A 14,534-nucleotide genomic window follows, 5' to 3' on the forward strand; every position below is an offset into this window, starting at 1 on the left:
GCAGCACCTACTTTTCCGACAGCCATTTTTTCAGCTCTGCAATATCCTCGTCTGACAGCTTGTCACCATCGTACAAAGCAGAAACCATGTTCTTGACGGAGCCTTGATATAAGCCGTCCAGAACTTGCTGCGTCCCTATTAGCTTGTAATCCTCGGCCGAAATAAGCGGCTCGTATTTATTGATCCGTCCATGCCTTGCAGTGATTAGCGCCCCTTTATCGACTAGACGTGAGAGGAAGGTGGAAATGGTCTGTGCCTTCCATTCCTTCCCCTTTAGGGCGAACATACTCAGAAGCTCAGTAGATGTGACAGGGGGCGTGCACGCCCAAATGACCTCCATTAGCTCTAATTCAGTATCCGATAACTTTTGAATCTGGTTCACGGTGAACACCTCTTTACTTCGTTATGCGTCCATAACGAGCTTTGTTACTACATGATGTAGTAAATAAAACCTACTACATTTCGTAGTAGGTTGTCAAGTTGAATGAATTGACGGCCTTGGCTGTAGTGATAATTAAATTCAACATCGTATCCCATTTGAATCTGAAGCATTTTTCAAGTTAGCTTTAGGGAAATAGTAAATGTCGGGGTATGGTGCGCTGATATAATAAAAAACGATTTGGGAGTTAAGCAGCATAGGGCTGGGTTAGGTGAAAGGAGATTTAATGCGGGTTTTACAGAAAGATCCATCCGCCGAGTAATGATTGGTGCGGAAACCTTCCCCGTCCCACCAAGTCCGCTACAGAAATTCCTTCCGGAACAATAGGGGATTGCGGCAGCAGTCCTACCACTCGAGCCAATTGTTTAGGCGGGATTTTGCCGAGTGGCTTGCCATCAAGGGTGATTTTGCCCGATGCAGGTTTTATAAGCCTGGCCAGTGTTTTAAGAAGCGTAGACTTACCGCAGCCATTGGAGCCAATAATAACGCTTATTTTATTGCTAGGTATAACAAGATCTACTCCGTGAATAACCGTTTTATTCTCATAGCCCGCTACCATTTGTTCGGCTTGAAAAATATGTGTCGGTTTCATTATAATTCTCCCTTTCGATTCATTCGGATTAACAAGAAGATTAGATAAGGCGCTCCGAGCAATCCGGTAATGATGCCTACGGGGAATCTGTACTCAAAAGCAAATTGTCCGATTAGATCTGCCGCCAGGACCAAATTAACGCCAACCAGTCCCGCCGGGATGATGTTCGAGAAGCCGGCTCCGACCATTCTTTTTGCGATCGGTCCCGCAAGGAAGGAGACAAAGGCTATTGGACCCGTGGTAGCCGTAGCAATAGCAATCATGATGACGGAGCTCACAATTAGCGCAATTCTTGTCCTGTCCGTGTCCACGCCGAGAGAAGAAGCCGATTGTTCGCCAAGCTCCAATATGTTTAGATGTTTTCCTAGAACAATAATGATAGGAGTAAAGATAATAACCGTTATTATAAGAGGCGGAAGCTCACGCATTTGAGAGCCATTGAGGCTGCCTCCGAGCCATCTGAGCGCTGAAGGGATATCTTGTTGGCGCTAACGAGCAGAAGATAGGATATGACGGCGTCAAGCATAGCCTGTATGCCTATTCCGACAAGAATCAATCGCCCGATTGAAAATGTTTTGCCCCTGGATAATGCATAAATCAGAATGACAATAGCTAGACCGGCGATGACAGAAGCAATGGAAATCACTGCTCTGCTTGAATGAAGGATAGTGATGCAAAAAACAGCCGCCGCGCTGGAGCCGGAGGTAATACCGATGACATTCGGGTTCGCAAGAGGATTGCGCAGCATCGTTTGGAAGACATAACCAGCAATGCCGAAAGCAAATCCAGCGAAGAGACCAGCCAGCATTCTCGGTAAACGTATTGTACTAACCGCAAAAGATACGCCTTTAAGCTGCTCTCCCGAGAGCGCAGTAGCAGCTCCACACAAAATAACACCTGCAAAAGCTGCAATAAACCTTAGCAGCCCTGTCCGAACGCCTAGTCCAGTCGCAACATCGTCTCCCAGTGCCAGCGCATTTAGTGCCGGGGCAGCCATAAAAGCGATTAGTAAGCCAACGATTAGAAAAGGGATGAAGGTAGTAATAGCGCTCCAGGTTGCCGAACCGACGCTTCCTACTTGCCAAAATCTGAACTGATCCATAACATAGGAGCGCGGAATCATGATGGCGGTAACCAGAGAAGCAAGGGCGGCGCTGGTGGCCGCCCCCGCCAAAACAAGCTTAATGGGCGTGGCGCCGCCACGTCCCATAGAGCCGATTCCAAATACGAACACTGCCGTAATTCCAGCTCCGGCTAAAGCAAGCCATATATATTGATTGGCGCTGCTAATATTCAAGAACGCAATCCCGCAGACGACAAACAAAGATGCGCCTGTGTTGACTCCCAGTATGCTTGGATCTGCAAGCGGGTTGCGAGTGACCGACTGCATAATCGCCCCGGAAACGCCCAGAGCGACACCGCACAATAAACAAAATACGGTTCGAGAAATTCACTTGCGAACGACGTTAGCCCCTAAGGAATCAATGTCCTGGTGAAATAAACCGTCTATCAGTTCATTAAGCTTTACAATTCGAGCGCCTAAAACTAGAGATGCGACCACGCATACGCCGAGCAGGACAATGCAAATAATCAGGACCATCTTAAAGTTCCCCGGAATAGGCGAGGTGAGCTGTTTGTTTTTTGAAACGGAAGAACTATTCATTTATTTTGTCAATGGCTCCTCCAATTAATGCAAGGTATTCATCAATGGTATAAGCAATGGAAAGTGGGTTTGGAGTTCCAGCAGCTACTAAAGGCGTATCGCTATCAATAAAAGCAACAGAGCCTCTCGCGATCGCAGGAATTTTGCCAAGCAGCGTATCGGCTTTAAGCGTTTGATACAATTCGTCATTGCCATATCCAACGAGGAGATCCGCATCGTTCAGAGCTTCGACGTTCTCAGAGCTTAAAGTTAAAGAGTAGCTGGTAGGGTCAGTAATTTGCTTCGAAATACTTTCAGGATAAACCATTCCTAGCTCATGCAAGAAAGAAACACGAGATGCCCATACCAGTTGCATTTAATAGAACTTGCTCCCGCCATGCGGTTGCCCAAGGTGCAGTCGGATAGGCTACAACAGGAGCGATTTGGCTAAGCAGATCGTAGTCTTCCTGAGTAATACCAGAGTAATACCAGAGTAAGCAGCAAGAATCACATCCGGGTTTGAATCCGAAATGGCCTCAAAATCTAGGCCGTCCGTATCTTGGTAAACATTAGGATCGCTTACGCCAAGCTCATTAAGCTTTTCTGCTGTCCAAGGCAATAGTCCGCTGCCATCTTGGACGCCGAAGTTCGCCGCCGAGAAGCCTACAGGAACAACGCCAAGAGCTAGTACGACGTCGTGATTCGCCAATTGAACCGTAGCGACGCGTTCAGGCTTGCTTTCAATAACGGTCTCGCCAAAAGCATGCTTGATCACGATCGGATATTGGACCGTTTCGGTTGGGGAAGCGGAAGCTTCTGTCTGAGGAGCTTCGGTACTTGCCGATTCACTTGCAGCCGGAGATGGTGAAGCCGTCGAATTGGAATTTTGACTGCCGCAACCTGCTAGCGCGATTGCAAGCACTGCAAAAATAATTAGCGTGGATAAAGAGAACTTTCTTTTTGTATTCATGTGTGTACCCTTCCTTATCTTGAAATATATTTTTGTTGGCGATGACTATCTTTGCAGAGTAAACTCGCATCAATCGTGATGTTGTAAAAATTATGAAAAAAAATAGCTTCTCTGAATTTCGATAATGATTCTCATCATCGCTGAAGAAGGGATGCAATAGCATAAAACAAGCAATGCAAACGTTAGAGTAAGTATTGGACGTATACATTTTATGCTAATTTTCGACAATCTAATTGATTCGTTCGACCTGTTTCTTGCAAGTTCTAAAAAAGGTAAAATTTATATATATTTACTATTGTGTACTTATTCCTTTTTAAAAGGAGTGTGAATTGTAAGAAACAATAGGTTGAGGAATTCAGATTACGGCAGTTTGTATAACAGCATACAATAGAGGTGGGGGGAGAAATGTTGAATAAAACAATTAAAATAACACTTTTCATTGTAGCTATATTTTTATTGTTAGATTCATTCGGAAATATTTTTGGCGAAATGATATTGATGAAGAAAATATTTGCAATATTAATTGCTGTCATTTCTTTGATAATAGGGTACTTTGCTTTGCGAGATAAAAATAAAAAGAAGGAGTGATTTTGTTGGGATTAAATGGAAAATGAAATTTGTAACAGTAATCTCTGCTTTTGCTCTGCTTTTTTCGACATCTGGTGTATCAGCAACCTATGCATCATCCTTACTCGGTGAAGATCAAATAAACAATCAATTAGTAATTGAGCTTCCAGAAATAACGGATGAAAATTTGGAAATTGCATTAGAAATTGCAAATTCGGATTTAGAAGAAACAGCTGTATTTATTAACGGTGGATTTAAAAATTTTTATGAAAATTATGAATCGGCAAACGTTTCTAAAGTAGCTTTTGACAAATTTAATGAAACCTTAATTGCAATTAATAAACAAGTTGAAGATGGAATCTTTATAACAAATGGAAGCCTTCTAGATTTACAAATCAATAATGAAGCCGATGAGACTATTATCGATATGGTTCAACCTTCTTTCACAGTTGAAACAGAATGGTATGGACATGTTCTTTTTATAAACGCTAGTGAGGCTAGTAAGGTACAGAAAGTATTAGCTGCGGGCGGAGGAGCAGCAGGTATAGCATCGGCTTTAGGTGGAATTAGTGCGGTATGGGCTGCTGCTTTATTCTTTTTATACGGCATAGGTGAGATATGCAATTGGAATAATAACGGGTATTATGTACACCAACCATGGGCGGGGCCAATTTGGTGTACTCCTAATTAATAAGGTAAAAGCAAATGGCTTTTACTTTGATTTTTTTGAATTTAAAGATGAGTCAATATAAGCGCTTAATCGTCCTTAAATGGAGGATTAAGCGCTGTTTGTGCGAGTTCAAACCAAGATATCTGGGTAGAGAGTCGCCACGTAGATAGTGTCTGAAAGTCGGCCCGGAGCGATCGCATCGTTCACGAGTTTGAGTGCTATGACAGTTTGTGAACAAGTGACCTGTCATAGCCTTTTGTACGTGTCTTAGGAGGTTGTAGATTATCGTGATTTTAGAAAGTTATACAGGTTTAATCGGCACGCATATTTCGCAAAAATCATTGATAAGCATTTCACCAATGTATCTTTCTAAAATTGGTTTATTGTCCATTTGGTATCCGTTGTTCTGCAAGTATGGAAAAATCTCATTCCATGCTCTTTCTATAGCTTTCGCTGTATGTTTGATTTTGCAAATAATATACGTTCCACCATCAAGCTGGCCTTCGCTAATGGAATCATCATCTGGATAATCCTTTGCAATGACAATACATGCATCATATCGACAGTTTTCCGGCTTTGTTGTTTCAGGGTTATCTTGTGGCACTCCGAGCAGGATAGTCGATTCGGTAAGCAGCTCTTTCCCCTTAGCCCATTGTTTCAGCTTCTCCATTGCTTGACTATTGGCAGGACCATATGGACCTACTTGTCGCACATAGGCAATACGGTATTTCGGCAAAGTTTCGATTTTAATATTCATTATTTTATTTCCTTTCTTCATTAGAATTGACTACATTTGGAATGCTATCATGCTATAAAATAATATTCATTATTTTTTTGGGAAAAGTAAGGGAGAGTGAGAGGGGAATCTAGCTTGTATCCGGCGCGAGCAAAGGATCAAGAGATGGATTCGTTAGAGGAGTTGCTGAACAAGGAGATAAAGTTTGGGTCGTTTCTCAAAGCAAGCCTGAAAGTTTGGACTTAAATAATGGTGTAGAGCGGATAACGCTGTTTAGTAATACACAAGGATTGTTCACAGTCGCACAATTCGTCGATAATGCAGCTGATCGAGCCATTCCACCCATTCCTGTTCATCTTCATGTTTGTCACGGTAATATACGGCTGTTGGCAAATAACTGAAAAAGACGCCCAAACCTCCATTGTGATTGGCCCCGCCTTCGCCACCTTTGCCGGTCGACTCTCCGTCTTCTGTCTTGGTCAGCTCCTTCTGGTATGGATCTCCCAGAAAACGCAGTCCGAAGACATTCGGTAGCTCAAGGTCATAGGAATGGCTGATTGCTCCTGTTGGGGTACTCGTCTCTCTGTCATCCTTAAGACCCTCAAAATATTTTAGATTCATCGAGTAATCCATTCCGTCTCCCCATGGAAACAAGGTTCTACAGCCGGCACCATACATATACTCCCACTCGTCCTCGGTTGGAATGTCGAATTCCTGATTCAAGGTCGAATCGGCCCAATCCTCAAAATTCTCGCTATCATTAAACAGATAGATGCGAATATGTTCACCATCCCGATCTAGACGATAGGAAGGATAATATTCGCGGTTACCGTTAGTACTCTGCTTGAACGCTTCTAACCGCCCTAACAGTTCGGCATCATTTTCTACGTCTAGTTCTTCAGCAGCCACTTCGGTCCAGCCGATTGGCTGGGTATTCCGCTCTACCAGCATCGGCCCAATAGCGGCTTTTCTGACCGGAGTCATCATTCGACGCAGTCTATCCTCCGGCTTCTTAAACGATTTCCCAATTTTCATCAGGTTTTCTTCCGAATCCATGCGTGCCGTGCTATCCGGCTCCTCGAACCAGTTGTCCCAGCCCAAGGTTACCTCGTCGCCGGGAACAAAGACAAATTCTATCCCTTTATAGGCGGATATATTGTGAAATAAAAACAAGCCCCATTCGTTTTACATAACGAACGGAGCTTGTCTTTATTCTTATATTACTGATCCTTCATATTTTCTTGTACTTCATCCAATTGGTGCTCCAGAAGCTCTAACTGCTCTTTATTTTGCTGGACGGTGTCCATGTGACCGTAATGTTGCTCTGCATTATCTAGCGCATTTTCTGCATGTGATATTGAATCGCATGCTTGCTCAACGGTTTGTTCTTCTGGATGAGACATCGCTTGCTTAACCGCATGATTTGCCTTTTGGACAGAGTTACTGAGCAAAGTGCTCGGATGATCCTCTTTCCAACTTGTGTCTGTGTGCTTAGCCAAGTGTGCTTTTTCCCCTCTCGATTAGATCATGTTGTCCACACTATAGTTTTGTGAAATATCCAGTAAAATATGCATGGATTGCTGCTAACGAATAGACATATGAGCTATAAGCATGATGAAGCAGGAAGCTAAATCATCAGTTTTAGGAGGAAGAGTACTCTGAAAGTTCAGCAACCGTCCGCCGTTTTCATGCAAGTTGTTGCTTTTATTGCTGTGGGGCATGATAACAAGGCATTCTTGGGAACTATAATGGTTTAATCGGCACACAGATTTCACATAAATCATCGGTAATCATTTCTGCGATGTATCTTTCTAAAATCGGTTTATTGTCTAATGATGCAGGCTTGCTGCACTTGGACTTTTGTTCGACATCATCGCCAACTCCTTTATTGGAAAACGCTCTGGAAATAGCCGAAAATGGTATAGGTGAGGATTAGAACGAAAAAGCATCCAATCGGGTGCTTTTTTATTTTGTCCTATAGATGCAGTACTCTACATGATTGAATAGCAAGGTTAAGGTAGGAGGGCAGCCATGTCATGCCAATGTCCTTATTCTATCTCTTTTAATGGAACGGATATTTTAGTGGAAATCATTAAATGCTAAAAAAATTAGACGCAATGAAAAATATTAGAACTCTCAGTTGTATTAAAAGTGAAAGGGGGTGCTGAGGTGTACAATTCATATGAGCTCAATGAATCTGTACGGCGGGCCTTGGATCTATATTCACAAAGCATGATCAAAATTGCCTTTGCGTATTTGAAAAATATAGCTGATGCGGAAGAAGTGACCCAAGAGGTATTTCTCACCTATTTGCAAAAGCGCCCTGTATTTGAAAACAATGAACACGAAAAAGCATGGTTGATTCGAACAACCATAAATAAAAGTAAAAATATGCTGAAAACAGGATGGTTCAAAAGCAGAAATCCTGTTCCCGAAGATCTTAGCTATCTCCCACCGGAAGAAAATGGGGTCTTGCAGGCTGTACTAGCCTTGGACAAGAAGTATCGGATTCCGATTCATCTGCACTATTATGAGGGATATTCCATTAAGGAAATTGCCGATATTTTGCAGACCAAGTCGGCAACGGTAGGAACATGGCTCGCAAGAGGACGCCTTATCTTAAAAGAGAAGATTGGAGGCCTTGAGGATGAAGAAATCTGTTTATAAATCCGCGATGTCCCGTGTGAAAACAAGTGAGAATTTTCAAGAGGCAACCTATCAGAAGCTGATGTCGGAAATGGAAAAGACAGCACAACCAAATTTGATCAATCAAAAGGAGTCGTTTAAAATGGAAAAAGCTAAAAAAAGAACGTTAACAGGTTGGACAGTTGGTATTGCAGCATGTGCAGTATTATCGGTAGGCATCTTCGCGATGAATCAGGATACACCAAATACAACAAATGTGCCAAATACAACACCCGAGTCGGCTGCTGTTGCAACAAAACCTCCTACGAGCGGCAAAGCGGTCGTCAATATTGAGGGCGTGATTACGGAAGTAAGCGAAGATGGAGCAAGCTTCAAGGTTGGCGACTTATGGGTAACCGTAACTCCAGAAACCGAATTGGGTATCAGTGGGCCAACGGCTGCCGAGCCGTCTGAAGATCTGCTGCAAAAGGAATTTAAAGTTGGCAATATCGTATCCGGATTTACGACAGAGGATGTCAGCACAGGAAAAGTGAATGCAACGCGCATTTACAATAATATGGCTCCACAGAAATAAGATAACTATGCCGATGAAAGCTGAAAGAGAGAGTGAAAAACTGCAAGACCGCAGAGAGTTATCCCACTGCGTTCTTTGCAGTTTTTTTAGTGTATGGAGGAATTTCCTCAGTTACTTTCCATCGTGTTGCAGCCTACAGCGGTATGCTTTTATTTCCTTTAAATATTTTTGTTACCTCAAGGTTAATTCACGAATATCGCTACTGTGCTTAATCAAAGCTTCCTGCAGCAAGTCCAGTACCTGCACTACGGTATAGCCTTTTCCCTCGCCCAAGGGCTTAAGCCATACCATCCCTAGATGAATGAAGTCATCGTATTCTTTAAGCTGATTGTTAAATGTGAAGTGATGAGCAACAAATACTTGATTGAATCCTTGCTTAGGGACTATTTCTAACAATTGAGGCAAATGATTCTTCTGGATAAGCCGCGGCTCAATTAGAATATTTTTCTCGCTGAAAGCTAATTCCGCCGTTTGTCTCGCACGGTTGATCGGACTGGCGCTAACCGGCAGTTGTATGGGGATCTTTCTTTCAGAAAGCAGCTCGCCCAATTTCCTAGCTTGCTCTTGACCTGATTGACTCAACATAACCTCATCATTATCAGTACTTTCAGGCTGCGCATGTCTAAAATAGAGGTTGAATCCACCTTCGAGAAGCAGCGAAAAGGGATTGCTTACTGTTTGCAGCCATTTTTTTAGCGCCCATCCGGTTTTGGATAAACCAGGTTGCAGGACCAGCAGATTTTGCTGCTGAAGCAGATTTTCCATCAATTGGTGACTACTTTGCGCCGCCTCCATTCCTAGCGCCTCCGTTGTTATTTCCACAATTGAGCTTCCAGCAACCGTCCAGATTTCAATACTTTCTTTCACCCCATTCCGTTCTCCTTGATATTTTTGAGCAGGGATCGGGCCATACATATTTGATTTAGATAACATCTCCTTAAAAGTTATCTCGCCCCATTGCTGCAATCGCAATGGTTCCGGCGCATGCTTCATCAATGTTATTTTCCAATCACTGGTATCGTTCAGTTCAGAAGCACTTACTTTTACCTCATAGGAAAGGTTTAACGATTGATGCTCCCCGGTCCAATCCACTTCTTTGTTAAGGGAAGGATCGTTCAGATCAAAACCCAATTTCTCTGCTTCTTGAATAGCATTTTCAATCGTCATTGTCCCTTGAAGAGCAATTCTCTTTTTGAAGGTGATTTCCCAGCGATCCTTCCCTTGTTTGAGACGTCCACGCAAAATCCAGCCTTTACGGTACAAATCCAATGCAGAAGTATCCAAAAATCGAATATCCAGTTGCTGATGCTCAGCTTGGTCCAGATGAACAAGGTCGGTGCGCAGTTCATGTTTATCCGTAAGTACCTGGTTGCCATCCAATAAAAATTTGATTTCATACGGCATATCGGTTTGACTCATTCTAATTCCTCCATTCGCAGAAATGAATGTAATAATAAAAAAAGTGGGGGAAGCCCCCACTTTTTGCTTAATGTGCTGGAACTGCCTCTTTGATCACCGGGTAGAAAGTTCGTGCGTCTTTCTTTTCATCTTGAGTTCGAAACACAGTGATATCAAGCTTCTCTCCATTAAGCTCAACCGGGATATGTTCCCTGCCATCGAGAAACGCGACTGTACCTAGAGCAAGTAGGCCTTCTGGGCTTGTACCGACAAAAAAACCCCCGATATTTTTAATCAGCTTTGTTTTTTTGCCTTGATTATCTATTTCTTCCAAAGAGTATTCAATCGTTATCACTTCAGCGAGCTTACTAGCTTCTATTTTATTTACTTCTACATGTCTAATGAAAACAATTGAATCTTCTTTTTCCAATTTGACGAAGGGGCCATCGTTAATCAAATAATGGTACCAGAAATGATGGCCGCCCAATTTCCTCCTTTTACTGCCTTGCTCGCCTAGAAACACATGCTCAAAATAAGAGGTGCTGTTTCCTTTAATTAGTTTGAACCACAGTGCTTTCAGCATGTTCTTCCAATCATCATCTGAATTCCCAGCCGCAAGATGTCCGTTCGATTCAGCATATTCCCGAGCAATTTGCATGGGCTTAGTTCCAATAGCAAATTGTAAGAACTCATTGACCTCAGCTTGTTCCTCAGGAGAAGTTGATTCCTTGCTTCCTACTTTCCAATCATAATTATCATGCAATTTAATAAATAAGTCGTACGAGGGCTGTTTGCTGTCAGGAATTAGGGTTTCCTTAAATACTGTAATCTCATTCTTTTCACTTCCTGGCGTTGAAGCTTCATCGGGCTGCGGGTTCATATCGACGATAACGTAACCTTGTGCAGGGTCCTTTTGATTGTCACTAAGTCCTTTAATCAAAGGGAGGATTCCGTTTTCCTTCATATCCGCTTCCCAAATTTTTTGAAATGTCATCAGTGTATCCCTCCAAAAATGTGTTTTTGAACCTGTAACATCTTGTGTGTTTAAGACCGCTTTTATGTATCAAATTACGACAGCCATAATAAGTTAATATAATTATTATGACCTTTATATGCCAAACAAATGAGTGATAATAACACTGAATTTAGGTAAATATAATATTCGTTGTCAGCTCATAAACAAGGAGGATACAATAATGTCGCAAATGTTAGATGCTAACGCACGAGAAAATGGAACGCGGTTTTTAATCTATCCGCAAAGCAAAACCATTCCTGGATTCGAACAACCCGAGGTGGTTTATCTTAATGCTCAGCCAGGCTCGATTCAGAGCGGACCGGAAGACAACAGAATATACGTGGTTGATGCTGTTAATAAGATTCCTTTTGGCTTTGAGGGTTCCCCTGCGTTCAAGTACAGATATGAAGGTGAACAGAATCCGCCCGTGAAGCCCGATGCAGACGGCCATTTTGATCATATTCGACCGGGAACGCATGAGTTTTCAGCAATGACCATGTTTGCCACGGTAAGGCGTGTAATGGAGATTTGGGAGGATTATTTTGGACATGCCATTAAATGGCCGTTTTCGCCGCCAAAACTTCTGCTAATTCCCAGAGTGGAATGGGACAATGCTCACTCAGGTTTGGAAGGTTTTTTGGAGTTCGGTTTTCCTAGAGGAAGAAATGGCAGAATAGATCATAATGATGCCTATTGTGAAAATTTTGATGTATTAGCGCATGAAACAGGCCACACCATTAATTTTTCGGTTTTAAAAGGGTTAGATGAAATTCAAAATTCTGATCAATTAACGCCTGAGTATGGCGGGCATCATGAGGCTTTTGGCGATCTAGTGGCAATAGTGGCAACCTTACATTTCGATTCTGTAATTAAACGGTTGCTGGATAACACGAAGGGGAACTTGTTCTCCCCTAACGAATTAACCCGACTCGGGGAATTAAGCGGTGGCCGATCCATACGCATAGCATTTAATGATTTCAAAATGAGTATGGTTGGGCGAGAACCACATGCTTTATCCCAACCATTTACGGGAGGTGCCTTTGATATATTAGTAGAGATGTTTCAACTTAATTTAATTGAACAAGGCTTAATTTCGCAATCGCTTGGAGATCGCTCGTTTCATGCAAAGGGAGATGAGATTTCTAAAGTGCAACGGGAATTTGAAGCCCTTTATCCAGGCAAGGAGGAGCAATTTACGAAAGCATTGCTGGATGCCAGAGACACATTTGGTAAGCTAATGGCCACTGCTTGGAGCAACACAGAGGTGCAAAAATTTAGCTACAACAAAATGCTGGGCCACATTTTGGATGCAGATCGCGAGCTTTATAATGGGAAATATGAAAAAACCATTCGTGGCTGTTTTGACTGGCGTGGAATTACGGCCTCAACCAGATTTCAATTTGATTCGATGAAAACACATCTTGTAGATGAGCTGCTGCCCGTTTAAATGAGGGGCTGAAATGGATTCAAACATTCGCTACAGATCCGCGCGGTTTTGTAGGGAATGTTTGAATCAAAAATGCCTCCCCAAAAGATACTAAAATATTGTTAGCTCCCGCTCTGTAAAGAGTCAGGGGGCTAATTGTTTATGAATAAATGGCCAACCGAAAATATACGCATCTTAAGCAGTATTTAAAAGGGGCGCAAGAGGCGCTTCTGCATTGAACGTACATTATCCAGAAATCGTGACGATTGAACCGCCGCCATCTTTATATGTATGATGTACCATTTTCGATTTGGCGAATTATCCATTATAATAAGCTCAACAATAATATGGATATTGGGGGCGGTGTTTCAACATGGCGATCCTTACTTTTCTCATTATCGGCTGGGTCCTGAATTGGTTTAAATTCGAGCGGGTGTTTAGTCAAGCCTTTAAAGAGCTATTTAACAAAGAGGTATCATCGGCAAGTTACTACTTCCTATTTTTTGTCATAGGGGTTTTCGGTGAAATTGTGTTACTGATTCAAGGTGCCTACTACGATTATTTCTTGCAAAAATAGCTGATAGAATAGGCTTTGCAGCATAATAACCGATATCGGTATTTGGGCTCACAATGAGCCGGGAGCTTCTGATATGGCTGGTGTTTCTTCGCATAATGCCCGTTTTCTTGATAAAAATAAAGCGCTTCTGCAGCAGTAGTTTGGAGAAAGCGCACAGCAGCAGGCTGACGCCGGTCATTGACTGGTGCCAGCTTTATTTAACTTTCCCAGCTAACATGGACGCTGCGGCACAGAAATTGTCCGCCAAAACCTTCTTGTGAGTCGATGACAACATGTATCGCTTCTTCCTGATAAGTAAATTCCAATTGAAAAATAGTATTGTGCTCCTCGACAGTAGAGAGATTCTCTTCCTGGACCCCATCAAAACGGAAGATGACATTTTTCGCTGCCTCTTCAACTAAGGAGGGCTTAATAGCAATGGTCAAGCTTTTCTCCTCGCTCGAACCTTCAGTTTCCCCATCCCAGCTTGCATCCATTATTTCATCGTAGTGAAAGGGAGGAAAATAACCATAATGTGCAATGAGCTGCTCCGCACCTTGAATCGAATGGCGTGGGGAGAAAATCCGTTTGATCTTATGCGCTTCCTTTAACTGCTTATGATACATGGGGGCTGTGAAGAGCAGCAGCGATTCCGGGTTAATCTCCATCACGATCGCTGTGAAAGCGGCCCAAGATGAAGTGCCAGTTGTCCCCGTGGTCACTTGAATGTGATCATAGCGAAGCAGCTCTATTTTTGGCGAATGACTGAGCTTTAACCGATATCCTAATGTATCCTGATGCGCATGGGGGAAATGCAGCCATTCTGGCTCTATGGACAGCACACGGATGCTCCACTCTGCTGCCCTATTCATGCTTTTTCCTCAAGGGTATTTATGTAGGCCAGCGGATTATTTTTCATATCAACCTCACCTTTACGGAATAAAATATTAGCTGCTGCTCGAAATTTATAAATAGCCCGACATTGGGGAATTATTCTAAGGGCGGAAAAAGGCGACTGATCCGCTTTCTTATGAATAGCCAAACATAGTAGGAGGAGATTAAATGAAATTTGAACTTGGGCGCTGCATGCTGCTTGAGCGATTAGCGGAAGCCGACATGACCATCGGTCAATTAACCGAAGCGCTGCATTATAAACACGAGCGGATGAATGATTTTATAGAAAATAAGAGAATGATGCCCTTGAAAACCGCTATTTCAATCGCTGATACGATTGGATGCTCGGTAAATGACCTATATGAATTAATCGCGCTAGAAGCCGAAGCCCCTCCCAGAGGCGAATAGG

14 protein-coding genes and 3 pseudogenes are annotated in these 14,534 nt (G+C 42.8%); 7 read left to right on the plus strand and 10 right to left on the minus strand.

Annotated elements, in window-relative coordinates:
• Positions 1-7: 7 nt before the first annotated feature.
• The 4 genes and pseudogenes from AC50Y5_RS30540 to AC50Y5_RS30555 all read right to left on the minus strand — a co-directional run bounded on the left by AC50Y5_RS30540 (position 8) and on the right by AC50Y5_RS30555 (position 3,643).
• Positions 8-382, minus strand: coding sequence for a BlaI/MecI/CopY family transcriptional regulator (locus AC50Y5_RS30540; protein ID WP_494865311.1), 375 nt, complete (start codon positions 380-382; stop codon positions 8-10).
• A gap of 304 nt (positions 383-686) precedes the next feature.
• Positions 687-1,031 (minus strand): annotated as a pseudogene (locus AC50Y5_RS30545) (ABC transporter ATP-binding protein); the annotation flags it as partial.
• Positions 1,031-2,421, minus strand: a pseudogene (locus AC50Y5_RS30550) (iron chelate uptake ABC transporter family permease subunit). The pseudogenes AC50Y5_RS30545 and AC50Y5_RS30550, both read right to left, overlap by 1 nt.
• 265 nt (positions 2,422-2,686) lie before the next feature.
• Positions 2,687-3,643 (minus strand): annotated as a pseudogene (locus tag AC50Y5_RS30555) (ABC transporter substrate-binding protein).
• Between the two features lie 405 nt (positions 3,644-4,048).
• On the opposite strand from AC50Y5_RS30555, the gene AC50Y5_RS30560 reads away from it, so the two are divergent.
• Positions 4,049-4,231, plus strand: a complete 183-nt coding sequence (locus tag AC50Y5_RS30560; protein ID WP_099517408.1) for a hypothetical protein — start codon at positions 4,049-4,051, stop codon at positions 4,229-4,231.
• A gap of 22 nt (positions 4,232-4,253) precedes the next feature.
• Positions 4,254-4,901: a hypothetical protein gene (locus AC50Y5_RS30565; RefSeq protein WP_494865313.1), complete on the plus strand. Its 648-nt coding sequence runs from the start codon at positions 4,254-4,256 to the stop codon at positions 4,899-4,901.
• 280 nt (positions 4,902-5,181) lie between these two features.
• Here AC50Y5_RS30565 and AC50Y5_RS30570 read toward each other — a convergent pair whose 3' ends face one another.
• From AC50Y5_RS30570 to AC50Y5_RS30580, 3 genes are all read right to left on the minus strand, one after another.
• Positions 5,182-5,637 (minus strand): AraC family transcriptional regulator, encoded by a 456-nt coding sequence (locus AC50Y5_RS30570; RefSeq protein WP_494865315.1) that lies wholly within the window; start codon positions 5,635-5,637, stop codon positions 5,182-5,184.
• A gap of 273 nt (positions 5,638-5,910) precedes the next feature.
• Complete coding sequence (locus AC50Y5_RS30575; RefSeq protein WP_494865317.1) at positions 5,911-6,789, minus strand: hypothetical protein; 879 nt, start codon at positions 6,787-6,789, stop codon at positions 5,911-5,913.
• A gap of 47 nt (positions 6,790-6,836) precedes the next feature.
• Positions 6,837-7,115 (minus strand): DUF2564 family protein, encoded by a 279-nt coding sequence (locus tag AC50Y5_RS30580; protein ID WP_056031566.1) that lies wholly within the window; start codon positions 7,113-7,115, stop codon positions 6,837-6,839.
• A 670-nt stretch (positions 7,116-7,785) separates the two neighbouring features.
• Here AC50Y5_RS30580 and AC50Y5_RS30585 point away from each other — a divergent pair.
• Both AC50Y5_RS30585 and AC50Y5_RS30590 read left to right on the plus strand, forming a co-directional pair.
• On the plus strand, positions 7,786-8,283 hold the full coding sequence (locus tag AC50Y5_RS30585; protein ID WP_056031562.1) for an RNA polymerase sigma factor: 498 nt from the start codon (positions 7,786-7,788) through the stop codon (positions 8,281-8,283).
• On the plus strand, positions 8,264-8,836 hold the full coding sequence (locus AC50Y5_RS30590; protein WP_056031559.1) for a hypothetical protein: 573 nt from the start codon (positions 8,264-8,266) through the stop codon (positions 8,834-8,836). Before AC50Y5_RS30585 ends, AC50Y5_RS30590 begins: the two co-directional genes overlap by 20 nt.
• 171 nt (positions 8,837-9,007) lie before the next feature.
• On the opposite strand, the gene AC50Y5_RS30595 is transcribed toward AC50Y5_RS30590, so the two are convergent.
• A complete protein-coding gene (locus AC50Y5_RS30595) occupies positions 9,008-10,255 on the minus strand; it encodes a histidine phosphatase family protein (RefSeq protein WP_494865320.1) in 1,248 nt (415 codons plus the stop codon).
• A gap of 67 nt (positions 10,256-10,322) precedes the next feature.
• Complete coding sequence (locus AC50Y5_RS30600) at positions 10,323-11,228, minus strand: hypothetical protein (protein WP_494865322.1); 906 nt, start codon at positions 11,226-11,228, stop codon at positions 10,323-10,325.
• 202 nt (positions 11,229-11,430) lie between these two features.
• Here AC50Y5_RS30600 and AC50Y5_RS30605 point away from each other — a divergent pair, with 202 nt between their 5' ends.
• A complete protein-coding gene (locus AC50Y5_RS30605; RefSeq protein WP_056031551.1) occupies positions 11,431-12,696 on the plus strand; it encodes a gluzincin family metallopeptidase in 1,266 nt (421 codons plus the stop codon).
• 352 nt (positions 12,697-13,048) lie between these two features.
• On the plus strand, positions 13,049-13,252 hold the full coding sequence (locus AC50Y5_RS30610; protein WP_056031549.1) for a hypothetical protein: 204 nt from the start codon (positions 13,049-13,051) through the stop codon (positions 13,250-13,252).
• Positions 13,253-13,449: 197 nt separating this feature from the next.
• On the opposite strand, the gene AC50Y5_RS30615 is transcribed toward AC50Y5_RS30610, so the two are convergent.
• Positions 13,450-14,103, minus strand: coding sequence for a hypothetical protein (locus AC50Y5_RS30615; RefSeq protein WP_494865325.1), 654 nt, complete (start codon positions 14,101-14,103; stop codon positions 13,450-13,452).
• 190 nt (positions 14,104-14,293) lie between these two features.
• Here AC50Y5_RS30615 and AC50Y5_RS30620 point away from each other — a divergent pair, with 190 nt between their 5' ends.
• Positions 14,294-14,533 (plus strand): helix-turn-helix domain-containing protein, encoded by a 240-nt coding sequence (locus tag AC50Y5_RS30620; RefSeq protein ID WP_494865327.1) that lies wholly within the window; start codon positions 14,294-14,296, stop codon positions 14,531-14,533.
• The last annotated feature ends 1 nt before the right edge of the window (position 14,534 follow it).

This window comes from Paenibacillus sp. JT22N7 (assembly GCF_059383875.1).

Excerpts from the sequence above, each read along its gene's own strand:
- AC50Y5_RS30595 (WP_494865320.1), bottom strand. The coding sequence starts at position 10,255 with ATGAGTCAAACCGATATGCCGTATGAAATCAAATTTTTATTGGATGGC.
- AC50Y5_RS30605 (WP_056031551.1), top strand. The coding sequence starts at position 11,431 with ATGTCGCAAATGTTAGATGCTAACGCACGAGAAAATGGAACGCGGTTT.
- AC50Y5_RS30560 (WP_099517408.1), top strand. The coding sequence starts at position 4,049 with ATGTTGAATAAAACAATTAAAATAACACTTTTCATTGTAGCTATATTT.
- AC50Y5_RS30570 (WP_494865315.1), bottom strand. The coding sequence starts at position 5,637 with ATGAATATTAAAATCGAAACTTTGCCGAAATACCGTATTGCCTATGTG.
- AC50Y5_RS30620 (WP_494865327.1), top strand. The coding sequence starts at position 14,294 with ATGAAATTTGAACTTGGGCGCTGCATGCTGCTTGAGCGATTAGCGGAA.
- AC50Y5_RS30610 (WP_056031549.1), top strand. The coding sequence starts at position 13,049 with ATGGCGATCCTTACTTTTCTCATTATCGGCTGGGTCCTGAATTGGTTT.
- AC50Y5_RS30615 (WP_494865325.1), bottom strand. The coding sequence starts at position 14,103 with ATGAATAGGGCAGCAGAGTGGAGCATCCGTGTGCTGTCCATAGAGCCA.
- AC50Y5_RS30590 (WP_056031559.1), top strand. The coding sequence starts at position 8,264 with ATGAAGAAATCTGTTTATAAATCCGCGATGTCCCGTGTGAAAACAAGT.
- AC50Y5_RS30565 (WP_494865313.1), top strand. The coding sequence starts at position 4,254 with ATGAAATTTGTAACAGTAATCTCTGCTTTTGCTCTGCTTTTTTCGACA.
- AC50Y5_RS30600 (WP_494865322.1), bottom strand. The coding sequence starts at position 11,228 with ATGACATTTCAAAAAATTTGGGAAGCGGATATGAAGGAAAACGGAATC.